This is a genomic window from Myxococcota bacterium (assembly GCA_041389495.1).
Classification (GTDB): Bacteria; Myxococcota_A; UBA9160; order UBA9160; family UBA4427; genus JAWKRT01.
In genome coordinates, this window is the sequence record JAWKRT010000002.1 from 124115 (window position 1) to 141421 (window position 17307).

Annotated in this window: 25 protein-coding genes; 22 read left to right on the forward strand and 3 right to left on the reverse strand. The window is 75.0% G+C overall.

The window, feature by feature from the left end:
• Positions 1-19: 19 nt before the first annotated feature.
• The 11 genes from R3E88_11270 (at position 20) to R3E88_11320 (ending at position 7623) form a co-directional block, all read left to right on the forward strand.
• Positions 20-700 carry a hypothetical protein gene (locus tag R3E88_11270; protein MEZ4217049.1) on the forward strand — a complete coding sequence of 227 codons (681 nt, stop codon included), beginning with the start codon at positions 20-22 and terminating at the stop codon, positions 698-700.
• On the forward strand, positions 697-1782 hold the full coding sequence (locus tag R3E88_11275) for a TIGR03617 family F420-dependent LLM class oxidoreductase (protein MEZ4217050.1): 1086 nt from the start codon (positions 697-699) through the stop codon (positions 1780-1782). The genes R3E88_11270 and R3E88_11275 overlap by 4 nt, the downstream gene beginning before the upstream one ends.
• Complete coding sequence (locus R3E88_11280; protein ID MEZ4217051.1) at positions 1779-2399, forward strand: GNAT family N-acetyltransferase; 621 nt, start codon at positions 1779-1781, stop codon at positions 2397-2399. The genes R3E88_11275 and R3E88_11280 overlap by 4 nt, the downstream gene beginning before the upstream one ends.
• Positions 2396-2908 carry a hypothetical protein gene (locus R3E88_11285; protein ID MEZ4217052.1) on the forward strand — a complete coding sequence of 171 codons (513 nt, stop codon included), beginning with the start codon at positions 2396-2398 and terminating at the stop codon, positions 2906-2908. Before R3E88_11280 ends, R3E88_11285 begins: the two co-directional genes overlap by 4 nt.
• 29 nt (positions 2909-2937) lie before the next feature.
• Entirely contained in the window at positions 2938-3405 is a 468-nt protein-coding gene (locus tag R3E88_11290) for a hypothetical protein (protein ID MEZ4217053.1), read from the forward strand.
• A 71-nt stretch (positions 3406-3476) separates the two neighbouring features.
• On the forward strand, positions 3477-4520 hold the full coding sequence (locus R3E88_11295) for a TauD/TfdA family dioxygenase (protein MEZ4217054.1): 1044 nt from the start codon (positions 3477-3479) through the stop codon (positions 4518-4520).
• A complete protein-coding gene (locus R3E88_11300; protein ID MEZ4217055.1) occupies positions 4517-5131 on the forward strand; it encodes a nuclear transport factor 2 family protein in 615 nt (204 codons plus the stop codon). The genes R3E88_11295 and R3E88_11300 overlap by 4 nt, the downstream gene beginning before the upstream one ends.
• Positions 5121-5687 (forward strand): hypothetical protein, encoded by a 567-nt coding sequence (locus R3E88_11305; protein ID MEZ4217056.1) that lies wholly within the window; start codon positions 5121-5123, stop codon positions 5685-5687. Before R3E88_11300 ends, R3E88_11305 begins: the two co-directional genes overlap by 11 nt.
• 105 nt (positions 5688-5792) lie before the next feature.
• Positions 5793-6614, forward strand: coding sequence for an alpha/beta fold hydrolase (locus tag R3E88_11310; protein MEZ4217057.1), 822 nt, complete (start codon positions 5793-5795; stop codon positions 6612-6614).
• On the forward strand, positions 6614-7162 hold the full coding sequence (locus R3E88_11315; protein MEZ4217058.1) for a hypothetical protein: 549 nt from the start codon (positions 6614-6616) through the stop codon (positions 7160-7162). The genes R3E88_11310 and R3E88_11315 overlap by 1 nt, the downstream gene beginning before the upstream one ends.
• Positions 7163-7203: 41 nt before the next feature.
• Positions 7204-7623, forward strand: a complete 420-nt coding sequence (locus R3E88_11320; protein MEZ4217059.1) for a hypothetical protein — start codon at positions 7204-7206, stop codon at positions 7621-7623.
• A 25-nt stretch (positions 7624-7648) separates the two neighbouring features.
• On the opposite strand, the gene R3E88_11325 is transcribed toward R3E88_11320, so the two are convergent.
• Positions 7649-7978 carry a hypothetical protein gene (locus R3E88_11325; protein ID MEZ4217060.1) on the reverse strand — a complete coding sequence of 110 codons (330 nt, stop codon included), beginning with the start codon at positions 7976-7978 and terminating at the stop codon, positions 7649-7651.
• 182 nt (positions 7979-8160) lie between these two features.
• Between R3E88_11325 and R3E88_11330 the strand changes: the two genes are divergently transcribed.
• The 5 genes from R3E88_11330 to R3E88_11350 all read left to right on the forward strand — a co-directional run bounded on the left by R3E88_11330 (position 8161) and on the right by R3E88_11350 (position 11373).
• Entirely contained in the window at positions 8161-8760 is a 600-nt protein-coding gene (locus tag R3E88_11330) for a hypothetical protein (GenBank protein ID MEZ4217061.1), read from the forward strand.
• Positions 8761-8815: 55 nt separating this feature from the next.
• Positions 8816-9322, forward strand: coding sequence for a hypothetical protein (locus R3E88_11335; protein MEZ4217062.1), 507 nt, complete (start codon positions 8816-8818; stop codon positions 9320-9322).
• A 111-nt stretch (positions 9323-9433) separates the two neighbouring features.
• Complete coding sequence (locus R3E88_11340; protein MEZ4217063.1) at positions 9434-9817, forward strand: MAPEG family protein; 384 nt, start codon at positions 9434-9436, stop codon at positions 9815-9817.
• Positions 9808-10524 (forward strand): CoA pyrophosphatase, encoded by a 717-nt coding sequence (locus R3E88_11345; GenBank protein MEZ4217064.1) that lies wholly within the window; start codon positions 9808-9810, stop codon positions 10522-10524. Before R3E88_11340 ends, R3E88_11345 begins: the two co-directional genes overlap by 10 nt.
• A 78-nt stretch (positions 10525-10602) precedes the next feature.
• Positions 10603-11373, forward strand: coding sequence for an SDR family NAD(P)-dependent oxidoreductase (locus R3E88_11350; GenBank protein MEZ4217065.1), 771 nt, complete (start codon positions 10603-10605; stop codon positions 11371-11373).
• Positions 11374-11382: 9 nt separating this feature from the next.
• Here R3E88_11350 and R3E88_11355 read toward each other — a convergent pair whose 3' ends face one another.
• Together R3E88_11355 and R3E88_11360 are read right to left on the reverse strand one after the other, a co-directional pair.
• Positions 11383-11709: a DUF4286 family protein gene (locus R3E88_11355; GenBank protein MEZ4217066.1), complete on the reverse strand. Its 327-nt coding sequence runs from the start codon at positions 11707-11709 to the stop codon at positions 11383-11385.
• 23 nt (positions 11710-11732) lie between these two features.
• Complete coding sequence (locus R3E88_11360) at positions 11733-12635, reverse strand: fumarylacetoacetate hydrolase family protein (GenBank protein MEZ4217067.1); 903 nt, start codon at positions 12633-12635, stop codon at positions 11733-11735.
• 197 nt (positions 12636-12832) lie between these two features.
• Here R3E88_11360 and R3E88_11365 point away from each other — a divergent pair, with 197 nt between their 5' ends.
• From R3E88_11365 to R3E88_11390, 6 genes are all read left to right on the forward strand, one after another.
• The gene (locus R3E88_11365) at positions 12833-13552 is read left to right on the forward strand and encodes a hypothetical protein (GenBank protein ID MEZ4217068.1); all 720 of its coding nucleotides are present in this window, start codon (positions 12833-12835) and stop codon (positions 13550-13552) included.
• Positions 13553-13620: 68 nt separating this feature from the next.
• Positions 13621-15327, forward strand: coding sequence for an ATP-binding protein (locus tag R3E88_11370; GenBank protein MEZ4217069.1), 1707 nt, complete (start codon positions 13621-13623; stop codon positions 15325-15327).
• An 82-nt stretch (positions 15328-15409) separates the two neighbouring features.
• A complete protein-coding gene (locus R3E88_11375) occupies positions 15410-15961 on the forward strand; it encodes a hypothetical protein (protein MEZ4217070.1) in 552 nt (183 codons plus the stop codon).
• 25 nt (positions 15962-15986) lie between these two features.
• Positions 15987-16694: a cytochrome c biogenesis protein CcsA gene (gene ccsA, locus R3E88_11380; protein ID MEZ4217071.1), complete on the forward strand. Its 708-nt coding sequence runs from the start codon at positions 15987-15989 to the stop codon at positions 16692-16694.
• Positions 16691-16795, forward strand: a complete 105-nt coding sequence (gene ccmD / locus R3E88_11385; protein ID MEZ4217072.1) for a heme exporter protein CcmD — start codon at positions 16691-16693, stop codon at positions 16793-16795. The genes ccsA and ccmD overlap by 4 nt, the downstream gene beginning before the upstream one ends.
• Positions 16796-16861: 66 nt before the next feature.
• Complete coding sequence (locus tag R3E88_11390; GenBank protein MEZ4217073.1) at positions 16862-17287, forward strand: VOC family protein; 426 nt, start codon at positions 16862-16864, stop codon at positions 17285-17287.
• Positions 17288-17307: the final 20 nt, after the last annotated feature.

Below are 17307 nucleotides of genomic sequence, written 5' to 3' on the forward strand. Positions count from 1 at the left end.
CGAGGACGAGGAGGCTCCGGTGCAGGCGCGAGCGCGCGAGCTCCTTCCGCAGGTGTTGCTCACGCTGCAGAGCATCGTGCAGGCGCTCGCACTCGAGCTCCTGTGGGATCGCGTCGCGAACGCGCCGCACCTGCTGCCGCCCGGCGGTGTGGAGGGCGTCGCGTTCGCCGGGCTGCTCGCGGGCTGGCTCCAGGTCGGCGCGATCGTGCTCGGCATCGTGCTGATCTGGCTCGTGTACGTGGGCCTCGTGCTGCGGTTCGCCTGGGTGCCGCGCACGCGCGACTCGCTGTTCCCGTTCGCGATCGGCCTGCTCGAGTTCCTCTCGATCGAGCTGCTCGGCCCCGATCACGCGCCGGCGTGGCTCGCCGTGATGGGCGTGATCTTCTCCGTCACCTCGTTCGCGACCAACGACGTGTTCGTGTTCGCGAGCCGCGAATCGGGCGGGGTGATGGAGGGCGGCAGGCTCTCCGGCCTGCGCGACTTCTGGGTCGGGCAGCTGCTGGCCTTCGCACACCTGGCGCTGGCCGGCGTGCTCGCGGTCGTCGGTGGGTACGGCGCGCTGGCCGCGACCGTGTTCGGCGCGATCGACGCCGTCCTGCTCTTCCAGATGTGGCTCGTGCACCTGTACCTGAGCGACGCTCTGCGCGGGCCCGCGCCCGCCGACCCGGCGGAACGCGAGGCGGAGGCGGACGGCACGTGAAGATCTACACCACCGCACCGCTCGAGGATCCGCGCGCCGCGCGCACGCTCTACCGCGAGCTCGAGGAGATCGGCTACGACGGCGCGTTCTCGTTCGAGGCGAAGCACGACCCGTTCCTCCCGCTCGCGGTCGCGGGCGAGCACACGACGCGCATCCGGCTCGGAACGGCGATCGCGATCGGCTTCGCGCGCAACCCGATGAACCTCGCGAACCTCGGCTGGGACCTGCAGACGCTGCTCGGCGGTCGCTTCGTGCTGGGCCTCGGGTCGCAGGTGCGGCCGCACGTCGAGAAGCGCTTCAGCTCGGGGTGGGGCCAGCCGGTCGAGCGCATGCGCGAGCTCGTGCTCGCGATTCGCGCGATCTGGCGCGCGTGGGAGGGCGGGGCGCCGCTCGACCATCGCGGCCGCTACTACACGCACACGATCATGATCCCCGCGTTCGATCCCGGGCCGAACCCGTTCGGACCGCCGCCGATCTACACGGCGGGCTATGGCCCGCGCATGACCGAGGTGGCGGGAGAGGTCGCCGACGGCTTCCTCGCGCATCCCTTCCACTCGCGCGCATCGCTCGAGCAGGTGACGCTGCCCGCGCTCGAGCGCGGGCTCGCGCGCTCGGGCCGCACGCGCGCCGACCTCGACGTCATCGCCGTCGCCCTCGTCGTCACGGCCGACGACGAGCAGGGCTTCGAGCGCGCGAAGCTCGCGGCGCGCAAGCAGCTCGCGTTCTACGGGTCGACGCCCGCCTATCGTCCGGTGCTCGACTGCCACGGCTGGGGCGACGTGCACGTGCGGCTGAACCGGCTGTCGAAGGAAGGGCGCTGGGACGACATGGCGGCGCTCGTGAGCGACGAGATGCTCGAGACGATCGCCGTCGTGGGCGAGCGCGAGGCGATCCCGGACAAGCTCTTCGCGCGCATGCAGGGCATCGCCGACGGCGTGAGCCTGACGCACAACCGCTGCCCCGACCCGGGCCACTGGCGCGCCGAGGTGGCCGCGTTCCGCGCGCGCCACGGCGGCGGCGGTGGCGACGACGGCGACGGCGCGGGCGGGCGCCGCGCGTCGCGGACGAGCGCGACGCCGTGAGCGGCCCGCGCGCGCCCGGCGTGCACGACGCCCGGCGCGACGAGTGGCGCGCCGTCTACCGCTCGCTCGCGCTCGCGTTCGAGGACGACCCGGTCACCGCCTTCCTGTTCCCGCGCGCGCGCACGCGCGTCGCCCGCCTCGAGCGGCTCTACGACGTCCTGATCCCGCGGCTCGTCGCGGAGGGGCGGTTGCTCACCGACGACGAGCATCGGGCCGCCTCCGTCTGGCAGGGGCCCGACCCGTCGCACACGAGCCATGCGAGCGGCGTCGCGACGCTGCTCCGTCTCGGCGTCGTGCTGCGCAGCCGCGTGCGCGCGGGGCTCGCGCTCGCCGCCGCGCTCGAGCGCGCGCGCGTGCGCGAGCGGCACTGGTACCTCGGCATCCTCGGCGCCGCGCCCGCGCACCAGGGAATGGGGCTCGGCTCGGCGCTGATGCGCCCCGTCCTCGACGACTGCGACGCCGAGGGCGTCGTCGCGTATCTCGAGTCGTCGAAGCGCAGCAACATCCCCTTCTACGAGCGGCACGGCTTCGCGGTGATCGACGAGATCGCGATCGACGGCGGGCCGCCGCTGTGGCCGATGCGGCGCGAGCCGCGCGGGCGGACGCGTCGGCCGTGATCGGCGCCGCGGACTTCCGCATGGTGGAGGTGATCGCCGAGGCCGACCTGCGCGCGCACCCTTTGTGGGCCGACTTCCGCGAGTCGACCGACCGCGAGCGCATCCTCGGCTGGGGCGTCGCTCCCGAGCGGCTCGCCGCCGAGATCGCGCGCTACGACTACTGTGGGCGACCGCCGCTCTTCCCGGTGCTCGAGCTCGCGGACGCCGCGCGTCTGGCGAACCCGACGGTCGCGCTGCGCATCGAGCCGCGCGAGGGCGAGGCGCGCGTCGGCTATCGCGTGGGGCGCGACGCGATCGGCGTCTTCGCGGGCGGCGTCGAGGCGTGTCTCAACCCGCAGCTCCCGAGGCTCGCCCGCCGCGAGCTCGAGCGGCTCGCCGCCGCGCTCGGGACCACCGTCGAGCGTCTGCTCCCGCTCCGCCACGCGCGCGCCGACGACCTGCGCGGCGTCGACACGCGCGAGCTCGAGCGCGCGTTCGGCCCGCTCGAGGGCTCGTTCGATCTCGCGTGATACGTTCCCGCGCGCACAGGGAGGGAGCGATGGACGGCATCCGGACTGCGGCGCGCGCGGCGCTCGCGCTCGCATGCGCGGCCTCGATCGGCTTCGCCGCATCGCCCGCGACGGCGCTGCCGCAGAGCCTCCGCAGCGACGAAGACCTGCGCGACGTCGCCGAAGCGTTCCTCTCGGCAATGGTCGCGAACGAGATCGCCGAGGCGTATCGCAGCGTCGGTCGGTACTGGTCCGAGGGCGGGAGCGAGCTCGCGGCACAGATCGCGGGCGCCGAGGCGGAGCGCAAGCGGCTGCGCGCGACCATCGGGCTCTCGCTCGGCTGGGAGCGCGTGCGGCGCGACGAGGCGGCGAAGCGCGTCGTCCGCCTCGTGTATCTCGAGCGCTTCGACGAGGGCGCCGTCGTCTGGCAGCTCGTCTTCTATCGCGCCGATGCGTCCTGGCAGCTCGTGTCGCTCGAATCGTCGCAGGACCTCGGGCTGCTCTTCGACGGTCGTTAGGTGGGCGCGGGAACGCGGTGCGGGTGCGCCGGTCTTCCCGCGCGAGCGCGGCTCTGGCACCCTCCCGCGCGATGACCGCGACCCCCGCCCCGGCGCTGCGCAGCTTCGGCTCCCAGGCGCTCCACTACTTCGCGCGCGAGCACGAGGGCGTCGCGCGCGCGCCGGTCGGCGGGCCTGCTTCGTGGCGCGGCGCCGAGCTCGCCGCTCGCGGGCTCGACGCGCTCGCGACGCCGCTCGCCCCGCACGAGGTCGCCGAGCTCGAGGGCGCGGCGCGCGGCGTGCTCGCGAGCGGCGCCGCGCCGGGTGCGCTCACGCGCGACGCGTTCCCGCTCCCGCGCCTCGCGCCCCGCATCGCGGGCTGGGCGCGCGAGCTCGACGCCGGCCGCGGCTTCGTCCTGCTGCGCGGCCTGCCCGTCGAGCGCTGGGGCGACGAGCTCGCGGGCCTCGCGTTCTTCGGGATGGGGCTGCACCTCGGGACGCCGGGCGCGCAGAATCCGCAGGGCGACGTGCTCGGCCACGTCACCGACACGGGCGACGACGCGCGCGACCCGTTCGTCCGGCGCTATCGCACGTCGGGCGACATCGCGTTCCACTGCGATCTCGCGGACGTCGTCGGGCTGCTCTGCCTGCGCGCGTCGCCGGCCGGCGGAGCGAGTCGCATCGCGAGCTCGGTCGCCGTGCACGACGAGATCCTCGCGCGCCGGCCCGACCTGCTCGCGCGCCTCTACGAGCCCTTCGCCCTCGACTCGCGCGGCGAGCAGGGCGACGGGCGCGCGCCGTACCTGCCCGTTGCGCCGTGTCGCCACGCACGCGGCCGGCTGCGCACGTTCTACCACTCCGACTACTTCCGCTCCGCGACGCGACACGCGGGCGTCGCGCCGTTCACCGCCGACGAGCTCGCGCTGCTCGACCTGTTCGAGGAGATCGCCGGCTCGCCCGCGTTCCGGCTCGACATGCAGCTCGCTCCGGGCGACGTGCAGCTCCTGTCGAACCACACGGTCGTGCACGCGCGCACCGCCTATCGGGACGGAGACGCGCCGCGCGAGCGCCGGCACCTGCTGCGACTGTGGCTCTCGCTCGAGCGCGCGGCTTCGCCCGGAGAGGAGCGCGCGTGACGAGCGACGAGCGGCTCGACCGTCTCGAATCGATCGACGAGATCCGACAGCTCGTCGCGAAGTACTGTCTCGCGCTCGACATGCGCGACCTCGACGCGCTCGTCGGCCTGTTTCCCGAGGACGTGCGCGTCGGCGGGGGCGAGCGCGGACGCGCCGCGCTCAAGCGCTGGTTCGACGACACGCTGCGGCTGCAGTTCACGGGCACCGCGCACGTCACGGGCAACCACATCGTCGAGCTCGAGTCGCGCGACACCGCGCGCGGCCTCGTCTACAGCCGCAACGAGCACGAGACGGGCGACGAGTGGGTCGTGATGACGATGCTCTACTGGGACCGCTACGAGCGCATCGACGGCCGCTGGCTCTTCCGCCGCCGCCTCCCGCTCTACTGGTACGCGGCGGACCAGAACGCGCCGCCGATCGGCGCGAACAAGATGCGCTGGCCGGATCGCGAGCCGTACGAGGGCGGCTACCACGACTTCTTCCCGTCCTGGCGCGAGTTCTGGGCGAGCGACTACGACCCGGGTCGGGACGTCGCCCCGCCCGCGCCGCTCGGCGAGTTCCTCGCGCGCATGCGCCCCGACGAGCGCGGCGCGTCGGTCCGTGTCCGCTGATCGAGCGGCGCTCGCGCTCGCGGCGCTCGCGTGGCTCGCGACGGCGTGCGCGCATTCGGGCGGGACGCAGGGCGGAGGCGGGGCGGAGCCGGACGCCGAAGTGGTGGCGCTCGCGGGCGCCCTCGCCGGGCTCGACGCCGCGGTCGACGCGGGCGAGGCGCGGCTCGCCGCGCAGACCGCGCTCGCGGCGACGCGCGAGCTCGCGGACGTCTATCGCATGACGTGGCCCCCGCAGCTCCACAACGCGCTCGTGAACTCGGGCCTGCGCGAGCGCGGACTGTGCTGCCACTGGGCCGAGGACATGGCCGCGCGGCTGCGCGCGCTCGACCTCCGCACGCTCGACGTGCACTGGGTCGTCGCCCATCGCGGGAGCCGGCTGCGCGAGCACAACAGCCCGCTGCTCGCGCCGCGCGGCGCCGCCGTCGAGCGGGGGCTCGTCCTCGACGGCTGGCGCCGCGCGGGCGCGCTCGTCTGGGCGCGGCCCGGCGAGGACACCTATCCGTGGGTGCCGCATCCGCTCGACGGCGAGTGGGACCGGCTCCGCTGCGCCGACTGAGCGCGTGCCGCGGTCCGCGCGCGCGTGACGCGCGCGATCGGCCTCCTACACTCGCGCGCCGGGTCGAGATGCGCGCTCCACCGGCCCGGGAGAGCCCCCATGGTGATGGATCTCGGATCCGCGGCGCGTCACTGCGCGCTCGCCGTCGCCGCGTTGCACGGCTTCGTCGCCTCGGTCGCGGCTCCCGCGTCCGGCGCCCCGGCGCCGCGCACCGTGTCCGCGCATGCGGTCGCGCGCGAGCCGGCCTCGCGCGGCGCGGTCGTCCTGCTGCACGGGCTCGGTCGCAGCGCACGCGCGATGGCGTGGCTCGAGCGGCGCCTCGCGCGCGCGGGCTATGCGACGCACGCGGTCGGCTATGCGTCGGTGACGCGCCCCTTCGACGCCATCGTCGACGACGTCGATCGCGAGATCGCGCGCTGCTGTGCGGACGCCGAGCGCGTGCACTTCGTGACGCACTCGCTCGGCGGGCTCGTGCTGCGCGCGTGGGCCGCGCGCGCGAACGACGCGCGCATCGGCCGCGTCGTGATGCTCGGCCCGCCGAGCGCCGGGAGCGCGATCGTCGATCGCCTCGGTGCGCTCCGCGCGGTGCTCGGCCCGACCGGACGCGAGCTCGGAACGGGCGAGGACGCGCTTCCGGGGCGGCTCGCGCGCGCGGGCCCCGTGCCGTTCGAGCTCGGCGTCATCGCGGGCGATCGCAGCTGGAACCCGATCGGCTCGTGGATGCTCGAGGGGCCGGACGACGGCGCCGTCGCGGTCGCGAGCGCGCGCGTCGACGGAATGCGCGACTTCGTCGTGCTGCCCGCCGCGCACACGGCGCTGCCCTACGCGCGGGACGTCGCTGCGCAGGCGATCCACTTCCTCGACCACGGTCGCTTCGACCGCCGGCGCGCGGAGCGCGCGCCGCGCGGTGGTGCCGGAGCGCGGTGATGGACGCGCGCGCGCGATGGATCGCGACCACGCTCGTCGGCGGTCCGCTCGTCGTCGCGAGCTACGTGTATGGCGCACTCGTGCCGCCGCCCGAGGGCACGAGCGGCCTCTGGGGCGGCGTGCCCGACGCCTGGAAGCCGGCCTACACCCTGAACATGCTGCTCGCGGCCGCGGGCTTCTTCGCGTTCGCGCAGCACCTGCTGCGCGCGGACCCCGCGCGCGCTCGCGCGCGCATCGCCGGGCGCGAGCTCGGGTTCGGCGCGCTCGCGCCGCTGTTCGGCGCGATCGTCTTCCCGTCGGCGCTCTGGCTCCCGCTCACCTACGCGATGCTGGCGACGCCCTCGCGCGCGCTGTGGCTCGCGATCCTCGCGTGCCTCGCGACGGTCGGTGTCGCGGCGCTCGGCGTGCTCGCGTTCGTCGCGCGCATGGAGCCGCACCCGGGCCGCGCGTCGCGCGCGCTCGCGATCGCGGGCGCCGTCCCGTTCGCACTGCAGACGGCCGTGCTCGACGCGATCGTCTGGCCGCTCGTGTTCCCGCTCGACGGATGATCCCGGTGCGCGGCGCGACGGGCCGCGAGGGGAGGACGGCAATGGAGCGATCTCGGATGCGCGTCGCCGCGGCGCTGCTCGCCACTCTGCTCGCCGCACCTCTCGCCACTCTGCTCGCGGGCTGCGGCGGCCCGCTGCTCGCGATTCCGGGCGGCGCGCTCGCGGGCGAGCCGGCGGCCGTGCCCGCCTCGTGGGGCGCGTCGCACACCGGCGTGCTCGAGCTCGAGACGCGCCCGGGCGATCCCTACTCGGTGCAGGTGAACTACGTCGTGCGCGACGGCCGCCTCTACGTCGACCCCGCCGACGGCCGGCGCTGGCTCGAGCACCTGCGCGCGAGCCCGCTCGTGCGCGTGCGCATCGACGGGCGCGTGTACGCGATGCGCGCCGTGCTCGCCGGTCGGCCGGGCGAGCTCGCGGGATTCGACGAGGATCGCTGGATCTACGAGCTGGTCGCTCGTTAGGTGTGCGACGCGCGCGCGTCGCGCGTCAGACGGCGTCGATCGTTCCGCCCTGCGCGCGGCAGTCGGCCGGGCTCGAGAACTTCACCGCACCGTCGACCGTGCAGCGGACGATGCGGCCCTCGAGGTCGCCGCCGTGGATCGACTTCACGTTGCTCCACTCGAGGCGGCGGCGCGGGTCGGCCGGGGCCTCCTCCGCCTTCGCCTCGGTCTTCTTGCCCTTGTCGAGCATGGCGCTCGCCTTGTCGAGCTCCTCGAACGCGCCGCAGCCGGGGAGGAGGAGCGCGGCCAGGAGGGCCGCGCCGGCGAGGCCGCGCGCCGTCGGACGGGAGCGGTGGCGGGTCGAGGCGCCGTGCATGGCGCCCCCCATCGGATGGGTCGCGCGCAGGCTGAAGGCCGGGGCCGCGCGCGCCGCGGTCGGGCGGGGAGCGACCCCGGCGCGCCTTCGGGCCCCGGCCGGCAGCGCACGTGTCGCGCGCTCGCTATTCCCCGGCAGCGATGAGCGGAGACGACACGCGACGTCCGGCGACGAGCAGCGCCGTGCGCGGCCGGCCCGAGCCGGCATCGGACGCGGCGCCCGGGCGCGTCTGCGGAACGTGCTCGCTCTGCTGCACGGTCCTGCGCGTCGACCCGCTGCGCAAGCTCGGCGGCGTCGACTGCGTGCACCAGCGCGGCGGCGAGGCCGGCTGCGCGATCCACGGCCGCGCGGAGCGGCCGGCGCTCTGCGGCGCGTATCGCTGCGCGTGGCTGAAGGGCCAGCTCGACCTGGCCGACCGCCCCGACCGGCTCGGCGCGACCGTCGATCTCGTCGCGCCGGGCGGCGCGCCGGTGCTCGCGATCGTCGAGGCGCGCCGCGGTGCGTTCGACGCGTCGCCGCGCCTCCAGGCGATCGCGGCGCGCTTTCGCGCCTCGATGCCCGTGCGCATCACGGCGGCGGCCGACGCGCTCGACCGCGGTCTCCCCTCGCGCATCCTCCGCCCCGACGGCAGCGAGCTGCGCGTGCGCGGCGACCGCGTCGAGGAGTGGCGCGACGGCGCGCTCGTGCGCGCGACGCGCGCGGGCGCGATCGAGCGCGCCGCCCGGCGGGTCGCGCTCGCGTGGCAGCGCTTGCGCGTGCGCGGCTACCGCGGCGCGGGCTAGGCCCGACGCCGCGCAGCGCCTCAAGCCCCGCGATGCGCGGGCCGATCCGCGCCGCATGTCCGGCACCCACGCCTCGCCGCTCGCGCAGCCGCGCGGCGCTCGTCGCGCGACCGTCGCCGTCGTCGCGGCGCTCCTCGCGCTGGCCGCCGTCGGCGCGGGCTGCGCGACGTCGATGACGGCCGACGAGCTCGACGGGCGGCTCCGCGCGGCCGGTCGCGAGGTGCGCGGGCTGCGGGCGCCGCACGTCTTCCCGCTCTACGCCGCGACGCGCATGGAGGCCTACACGCTCCTCGCGGACGCGCGCACCGAGTCGCGCGAGCGCGAGTCGCTCGACCTCGCGCAGCAGTTCGCGGTCGCGAAGACGCGCCGGCTCCACATGATCGTGGGCGGGCCGTACGCGGACCTGAACCGCCAGGTCGTCTGGAACGCGCTCAGCTACCACGAGGGCGTCGCGCTTCCCGGGCTGGTCATCGTCTACGCGAGCCCCGGCGAGCCCGACGCCGACCTCCTCGCGCTCGCGAAGCGCAAGCGCGTCCAGCTCATCCACCGCCCGCTCGACTGACGCGTTCGCGCTCCGCGAACGAGCGCGCGGCGCCGCCTCTGCCGCCCGGCGCGCCGCGCCGACCCGCGCGCGTGATAGGCTCGCCGCCGCGCCCTTCGCGCGGAGGTCCGCATGGAGTGGGTCGCGTTCGTCATCGTCTGCGCCCTGATCGAGTACATGCTGTTCGGCATCGCGGTCGGTCGCGCGCGCGCGGAGTACGGCGTGGCCGCGCCTGCGATCACGGGTCATCCGGCGTTCGAGCGCACGATGCGCGCGCACCAGAACACGCTCGAGAACCTCGTCGTCTTCGTGCCCGCGATCGCGATCTTCGGCGTCTACGTGAGCCCGGCCCTCGCCGCGCTCGTCGGCGTCGTGTGGATCGTCGGCCGCTTCGTCTACTTCCGCGGCTACGTGGAGGACGCGCCGAAGCGCGCGCCGGGCGTGCTCGTCACCGTGCTGTGCAACGCGATCCTCGCGATCGGGGGTGGCATCGGCGCACTCGTCGCGTGGCTGTGAGCCGGGCGTTCGCCGACGACTTCGAAGCGCGGCTGCGCTCGCTCGGCGGGCGCGCCGCGCGCGCTCTCCCGGCGGACGCGCTCCCGCCGTCGTTCCTCCCCGCAGCCGTGCTCCTTCCGTTCTGGCGCGAAGGCGACGGCGTGCGTCTCCTGCTGACCGAGCGCGCGGCGTCGCTGCGCGCGCACTCGGGCCAGGTCGCGTTCCCGGGCGGACGCGTCGACGCGAGCGACGCCTCGCTCGAGGCGGCCGCGCTGCGCGAGGCGCGCGAGGAGGTGGGCCTCGACCCGCGCGCGGTGCGCATCGTCGCGAGGCTCGACGACGCGTGGAGCGGCGCCGGCCACCACGTCGCGGCGTTCGTGGGCTGGCTCGAGCGCCCGCCGCGCTTCGTCGCGAACCCGCGCGAGGTCGCGCGTCTGCTCGTCGCGGACGTCGAGCCGTTGCTCGCGCCGGAGGCGGCGGTCGGCATCGAGCACGAGTGGGAAGGCGAGCGCTACGTGACGTGGAAGCTCGCGGGCGACTGGGGCGAGGTCGTCGGCATGTCGGCCGACCTGCTGCTCGAGCTCGTGCAGCGCGTGCGCGGCGAACCCTGCGATCGCGCCGACGTGCGCCTCGACGAGCTGCGACGTTATGCGGCGTCGAGCCCCGACCCGCGCGCGGTGGGTCGCGGTGCGGCGAGCGCGGGCCGGCGCCCGCGCGCGGACGGCTGAGCCACCGCGCGCGCCGGCCGCGCGCGAACGAACGCCGCGCGCGGCCTCGGCGGCCGGGCGCGGAGGAGCGGAGGATCCATGGCAGGCATCGAGCTCTCGCCGACGACGGGCGTCGTCGTGACCGGAGGCGCGTCGGGGATCGGGCTCGCGTGCGCGCGCGCGCTCGCGGAGGCCGGGCGCGGCGTCGCGCTCTGGGATCTCGACGCGGCGACGACGGAGCGCGCGGCGCGCGAGATCGCCGAGGCGACGGGCGTCGCGGCGATCGGGCTCGCGGTCGACGTGCGCGCGCCCGAGCGCTTCCCCGCCGCGCTCGACGCCTCGCGCGCGGCGCTCGGGACGCTCGGCGGGCTCGTGCACTCGGCGGGCGTCGTGCAGACGGTGCCGGTCGACGAGCTCGACGCCGCGTCGTGGCACGCCGTCGTCGACGTCAACCTCACCGCGTGTGCGCTCCTCGTGCGCGCCATGGCGTCCGATCTGCGCGCGAACGCGGGCTCGGCGATCGTCGCGATCGCATCGCTCGACGCGCTCGTCGGCAACGCGGCGATCCCCGCCTACTGTGCCTCGAAGGCGGGGCTGCTCGGGCTCGTGCGCTCCGTCGCCGACCGGTTCGCCGACGACGGCGTGCGCGCGAACTGCGTCTGCCCGGGCTACATCGAGACGCCGATGATGGCCGGGCCGCTGTCCACCCCCGAGCAGCGCGCCTACTTCGAGAGGCAGATCCCGCTCGGGCGCCTGGGCGAACCGCGCGAGATCGCGACCGTCGTGCGCTTCCTGATGTCGGACGAGGCGCGCTACGTGACGGGCGCCGAGCTGTCGGTCGACGGCGGCGTCTTCCGCACGCAGCGCTGACGGAGCGCTTCAGCCCGTGTGGCGCGGCCCGATGGCGGTGAACGCGAGCGCCTTCGCGCCGTCCGCGAGCGCGTCGCTGATCACCATCGAGCCCGAGCTCCCGCGCAGCGCGTCGAGCGCGGTGCCGAGATCCTCCTCGTCGATCTCGTAGATGGCGAGGTACTCGTAGCTGCGGTCCTCGACCATCTGTCGCTCGGCGAGGCGGAAGCGCTGCGCGGCCGTGAAGCCCTCGACGCCGAGCACGTCGCCGAGGTGGACGTCCTCGTACCAGGTGTTGAACTCGTCGTGGCGGCCGTCGACGGCGTTGGTGAGCACGACGAGCACGTGGCGCGGCATGGCATCCTCCGATCGTTGCGACTTCAGTAGGCGACGGTGTCGTCCGGCTCGTCGACGACCGCGTTCTCGATCGCTCCGAGCCCCTCGATCTCCACGCGCACGACCTGCCCGGGAGCGAGGTAGCGGCGCGGCTTCATGCCCGAGCCGACGCCGCTCGGCGTGCCGGTCGCGACCAGGTCGCCGGGCTCGAGCGTGAACGCGGTCGAGAGGTGTGCGACGAGCGAAGCGCAGTCGAACAGCAGGTGCTTCGTGTTCGAGTGCTGCCGCAGCTCGCCGTCGACCCACGTGCGCAGCTCGAGCGCGTCGGGGTGCGGCACCTCGTCGGCCGTCGTGATCCACGGGCCGAACGGACAGTGCGTGTCCCACGACTTGCCCATCGTGAAGGTCGCCGAGCGCATCTGCCAGTCGCGCACGCTGACGTCGTTCACGACGCAGTAGCCCGCGATGACGCGGTGCGCGTCCTCGCGCGGCACGTGGCGGCAGCGCGCGCCGATCACGAAGCCGAGCTCGCCTTCGTAGTCGAGCTTGTCGCTCGCGCGCGGGCGGTGGACGGGCGCGAACGGTCCGTTCGCCGACGTCGACTGCTTGTTGAAGATCATCGGGACGGTCGGGGTCTCGAGCCCGGACTCGGCGATGTGATCGCGGTAGTTCAGGCCGACGGCGAGGATCTTGGGCGGACGCGCGATCGGCGCGAGGAGCCGGGTGCGCGCGAGGGGTGTGCGCGGCGCGGCGGGGTCGGCGGCGGCGCGCCGCGCGGCCTCGAGCCCGGCCGGGCCGAGGGCGAGAAGGGCGCCGACGTCGCGCGGGAGGCCGGGGTCGGCGGCCGAGAGATCGACGACGTGGTCGCCGACGACGGCGCCGAGCGTCGGCGGCGCTTCCGCACCCCGTTCGTCGAGACCGGGGGCGACAGCACGGACGAGCCGCATCGCGATCTCCCGCTGCGCGCGCTCGCGTGCGCGCGGCCCGGCATTATGCGCGATCGAACGCGCGCGGGGCGGAGCGAAGTGGCATGTTCTGCCCGCCCGTCCGTCGGTGTGGAGGGTCGCGCCGCGCGGGCTCCGGGCCGCTCCCGAACGCCTCGGCTCGGCTCGGCTCGGCTCGGAACGGAGGGGAGGAACGCGGGATGCCGGAACGCGAGGATCGCGCGCCGACCCACGGTGCCGGCGCGCCGGCCGCGAACGCCGCGCCGGCGGAAGCGGGCGCGCGAGCGCGGCGCGCGCGTCGCGACGCGTTCGGCGGGCCGCGGCTCGTCGCGGCGTCGGCGGTCGCGATGTTCGCGGCGACGGCCGCGTCGTTCGCGCTGTACGGCGCGACCGAGGAGGCGCTGCGCGTCGTCGTGCGCGTCTCCGCGCGCGTCGGCGTCGTGCTCTTCGCGCTCGCCTTCGCCGCGCGCCCGCTGCGTCAGCTGTGGGCGACGCCCGCGACGGCGTGGTCGCTCCGCAACCGCCGCTACCTCGGCCTCGGCTTCGCGGTCGCGCACTTCAGCCACCTCGCCGCGCTCGCCGGCATCGCGCTCGCGTTTCCCGACCCGTTCGTCGCGCAGCTCGACCCGGTGACGCTCGTCGGCGGTGGCGTCGCCTACCTCCTGCTCGCGCTGATGGTGCTGACGTCGACCGATCGCACGGCCGCGTGGCTCTCGCGCGCGAGCTGGCGCCGGCTGCACCTGACGGGGAGCTGGGTGCTCTGGGTGATCTTCCTGAACAGCTATGCCTCGCGCGTGATCGCGGGCCAGGCCGGCTATGCGCCGCTCGTCGCCGTGCTCGTCGCAGCGGTCGGCGTGCGGATCGCCGCGCGCGTGGCGCGTGCGCCGGGCCGCGAGCGCGGGGCCGCGCCGGCGGCGTGAGTCGCGGGGGCGACGCGTCCGCGCGCCGTTCGCGCCCGGTCCGGCTGGCGGCGGCCGCCGACCGCGCGATGCGCGACGCGGTCGTTCCGAGCTTCGCGCTCGTCGGCATCGCCTACGTGCTGATCGGCGTCGTGCACCTGCACACCGACCCGCACCCCGCCGTGATCGGCAGGGTGGCGGCGGCGAGCGGCGCGGTGTTCCTCGTCGTCGCGGCGGCGCTCCGCGGCTGGCCGGTCGGTGCGGTCGCCGCGCAGGTGTTGGTCGCGGCGCTCACCGTCGTCGTGCTCGCGAACGAGGCCCTCTTCCTCGGCGTGACCGCGAAGCCGCAGCACGCCTACGGTCTCTACCTCGTCGCCCTCGCGCTCGGACTGCTGGCCTTCCGCTCGGCCTCGTGCTTCGCGCTGATGGCGGCGTGCGTCGCGGTCTGGGCGTTCGGCGTGTACGCGTCGGGCGCGCCGCTCGCCGCCTGGAGCGAGCCGGCCATCGCGCTGGCGTCCGTGCTCGCGCTCGCGTCGGTCGTCCGCGTGTTCCGCTCGCGCTACCTGGCGCGCCTCGACGCGCTGCAGGCGAAGGCGCGGCAGGGCCTCGCCGCCCGCGACCGCGCGCTCGAACGGTTCCGCTACATGACCGAGCACGCGACCGACCTGATCGCCGAGCTCGACGATCGGGGGCGCGTCCTCTACGCGAACCCCGCCCACGAGTCGGTCCTCGGCCGTCGGCCGGAGGAGCTCGTCGGTCGCTTCGTCGGCGACTTCCTCGTGCAGGATCTCGAGGCGGGCGACTTCGAAGCGCTCGGCGATGCGCTCGACGCGGGCACCTCGGTCGGGCGCGTCTTCGAGATGGTCGCGAGCGACGGGACGCCGCGCGCGGTCGAGGCGCACGTGCGCTCCCACCGGCTCGCGAGCGGCGAGCGGCGCATCCTGACGATCTCGCGCGACGTCACGCGCCGCGCCGCGGAGGAGCGCGCGCTCGAGCAGTACCGCGCGTCGCTCGAGGAGAAGATCGAGGAGCGCACGGCCGAGCTCGCGACGTCGCTGCGCGAGCTGCAGCGGAGCGAGCGCCTCGCCTCCATCGGCACGCTCGCGGCCGGCATCGCGCACCAGGTCAACAACCCGCTCGCGGCCATCCTGGCGAGTGCACAGTACGCGCTCGCGAGCACGAGCGGAATGGACGCGACGGACGGGAAGGACGTGTACGTCAAGGCGCTCCGCGACGTCGCCGACGAAGCCCACCGCTGCGCGCGCATCGTGCGCAGCATGCTCCAGTTCGCGCGCAACGAGCGCACGGAGAAGGCGCCGGAGGACGTCGTCGCGCTCGCGGCGCGCGTGTGCAGGCAGTGCGAAGGCTATGCGATGTCACGCAGCGGCTCGATCGAGCTCAGCGTCGCGGGCGGCTCCGAGCGCACGCCCGTCACCGTGATCGCGGGCGCGTTCGAGCTCGAGCAGGCGCTGCTCAACGTCGTGCGCAACGCGATCGAGTCGCGCGAGCGCGGCGTGCACGTGCGCGTGACCGTCGCGCCGATCGGCGACCTCGTTCGCATCGCGGTGAGCGACGACGGCCCGGGCATCGACGACGGTGCGCTCGCGCACGTCTTCGACCCATTCTTCACCACGCGGCTGCGCGAGGGCGGCACGGGGCTCGGGCTCAGCATCGCGCACGGCGTCGCGCTCGATCACGGCGGCGACCTGCGCGTCGAGAGCGAGGCCGGCAAGGGCTCGCGGTTCCTGCTCGAGCTGCCGCTCGCGAGCGGGCTCGCTGGCGATCGCCAGCCGTAGCTCCGCCGCGCCGTCGGCGGGGCACCGCGTGCTAGGATGCGCGCCGCTTCGCCACCCCCCTGTCCTGGAGCACCCGACCGTCATGCGCGCACTCCGACTCGTCCGCTCGCTCGCCCGGCGCGGCCTCCCGTCCTTCGTGTCGCTCCTCGCGCTCGCCGTCGCGATCGTGCTCGTCGGTGCCGGCACCGCGGCGCGCGCGCAGGACGACGCCGACGCGCCGAGCGCCGACGAGGAAGCGGTGCCCGACGCCGGCGGCGGGCAGGACGACTTCCTGCGCGACGACTTCCTCGACCGCGGCACCGAATCGGACGACTTCCTCAGCGAGGACTTCCTCGAGACCGCCGAGGAGGAGGCGCCGCCGTCCGGCCCCTATCACTGGGGCTTCGAGGTGCCCGTCGACATCCTGCTCCTGCGTCCGCTCGCGTTCCTCGATTCGGCCGTCGGGCTCTCGCTGTTCGGCGTGACGGGCGCGACGGTCGCCGTGCCCACGGCCGTCGAATCCCTGGTCAACCTCGCGATCGACGGCGAGTGGTACTGGAACAACGGCGACCTCGCGCAGGCGTGGCAGCAGACGGTGCTCGATCCGTGGGAGTACACGTGGCGCCGGCCGCTCGGCCAGCTGACGTCGTTCTGACGTCGCGCACCCGGCGCGGCGCGCGATGAAGGTCACTGCGTCCTCGCACTCCCTCGAGCGCACGAGCGCGCGCGCGCGCCGGCCGCTCGGCGCGGCGACGGCCGCGCTCCTCGTCGTCTGGGCCTGGTACGTCGCGAACGCACCGATCGACTCGGTGCAGGGCGTGATCCAGAAGATCCTCTACGTCCACCCGCCGCTCGCCTACGGCGCGTATCTCGGCTTCATCGTCACCGCGATCGCGGGCGCGCTCTACCTCCGCACCGACCGCGAGGCCTGGGACCGGCTCGCGATCGCGGGCGCCGAGGTGGGGACGCTCTTCTGCGCGCTGATGATGATCACCGGCCCGATCTGGGCGAAGGGGACGTGGGGCAAGTGGTGGAGCTGGGATCCGCGGCTCACCGTGACGCTCCTGCTCTTCTTCATCTACCTCGCCTATCTGTTCCTGCGCGCGTTCACGGAGGGCGGCGCGCGAACGGCGCGCTTCGCAGCGGTCTACGGCATCGTGGGCGTGCTGCTGATCCCGCTCAACTACTTCGTGATCGAGATCTTCGACGAGCGCGCGATGCACCCCGAGAACCTCGAGCGCGGGAGCCTCGGCGCCGGCATGGGCATGCCGTTCCTGCTCGGCAACCTCGCGCTGTTCGCGGCCTTCCTGTACCTGCTCGTGCTGCGCTTCGAGGTCGAGACGCTGCGCGCGCGCGCCGCGCTGCGCGCGGCGGGGGAGGAGACGTGAGCTACGTCGTCGCCGCCTACGGCGTCACGCTCGTCGCGCTCGGGCTCTACGCCGCGAGCCTGTGGCGCGAGCACGCGCGCCTCTCGCGCGACGAGGAGTGAGCGCCGCCGACGTCGCACGCGCCCGACCGACCACGCACCCGACGCGCCCGGGATGACGGAGCCTTCGTGGACCTCGAGATCAACGGCATCGCACACGTGTTCGTGACGGCGGGCGACTTCGCCCGATCCCGCGCCTTCTACGGCGAGCTGCTCCCGCGCTTCGGCATGAAGCCCGTCCTCGACGGGCCGGGCTTCTACTACTGCGTCGGCGGTCGCACCGCGTTCGGCGTGCGCGCGCCCTCGACCGACCACGAGGGGGCGCGCTTCGACCAGGGGCGGCCGGGCCTCCACCACGTCTGCTTCCGCATGCGCAGCCGCGAGCAGGTCGACGCGCTGCACGCACTGCTCGTCGACCTCGGCGCGACGATCGTGCACGCGCCGCAGGAGGACGCCTGGGCACCCGGCTACTACTCGCTGCTCTTCGAGGACCCGGACGGCATCCGGCTCGAGGCGAACCACGTGCCGGGCAAGGGGCTCCTCGGCGACGCCTAGCATCGGCGGTCGGCCGCGCG

Bases quoted from the DNA above. Each gene is read 5' to 3' on its own strand.
- R3E88_11370 (MEZ4217069.1), top strand. From the start codon at position 13,621: ATGCGCGACGCGGTCGTTCCGAGCTTCGCGCTCGTCGGCATCGCCTAC.
- R3E88_11340 (MEZ4217063.1), top strand. From the start codon at position 9,434: ATGGAGTGGGTCGCGTTCGTCATCGTCTGCGCCCTGATCGAGTACATG.
- R3E88_11350 (MEZ4217065.1), top strand. From the start codon at position 10,603: ATGGCAGGCATCGAGCTCTCGCCGACGACGGGCGTCGTCGTGACCGGA.
- ccsA (MEZ4217071.1), top strand. From the start codon at position 15,987: ATGAAGGTCACTGCGTCCTCGCACTCCCTCGAGCGCACGAGCGCGCGC.
- R3E88_11325 (MEZ4217060.1), bottom strand. From the start codon at position 7,978: ATGCACGGCGCCTCGACCCGCCACCGCTCCCGTCCGACGGCGCGCGGC.
- R3E88_11360 (MEZ4217067.1), bottom strand. From the start codon at position 12,635: ATGCGGCTCGTCCGTGCTGTCGCCCCCGGTCTCGACGAACGGGGTGCG.
- R3E88_11365 (MEZ4217068.1), top strand. From the start codon at position 12,833: ATGCCGGAACGCGAGGATCGCGCGCCGACCCACGGTGCCGGCGCGCCG.
- R3E88_11295 (MEZ4217054.1), top strand. From the start codon at position 3,477: ATGACCGCGACCCCCGCCCCGGCGCTGCGCAGCTTCGGCTCCCAGGCG.
- R3E88_11315 (MEZ4217058.1), top strand. From the start codon at position 6,614: ATGGACGCGCGCGCGCGATGGATCGCGACCACGCTCGTCGGCGGTCCG.
- R3E88_11355 (MEZ4217066.1), bottom strand. From the start codon at position 11,709: ATGCCGCGCCACGTGCTCGTCGTGCTCACCAACGCCGTCGACGGCCGC.
- R3E88_11290 (MEZ4217053.1), top strand. From the start codon at position 2,938: ATGGACGGCATCCGGACTGCGGCGCGCGCGGCGCTCGCGCTCGCATGC.
- R3E88_11375 (MEZ4217070.1), top strand. From the start codon at position 15,410: ATGCGCGCACTCCGACTCGTCCGCTCGCTCGCCCGGCGCGGCCTCCCG.
- R3E88_11335 (MEZ4217062.1), top strand. From the start codon at position 8,816: ATGTCCGGCACCCACGCCTCGCCGCTCGCGCAGCCGCGCGGCGCTCGT.
- R3E88_11310 (MEZ4217057.1), top strand. From the start codon at position 5,793: ATGGATCTCGGATCCGCGGCGCGTCACTGCGCGCTCGCCGTCGCCGCG.
- R3E88_11320 (MEZ4217059.1), top strand. From the start codon at position 7,204: ATGGAGCGATCTCGGATGCGCGTCGCCGCGGCGCTGCTCGCCACTCTG.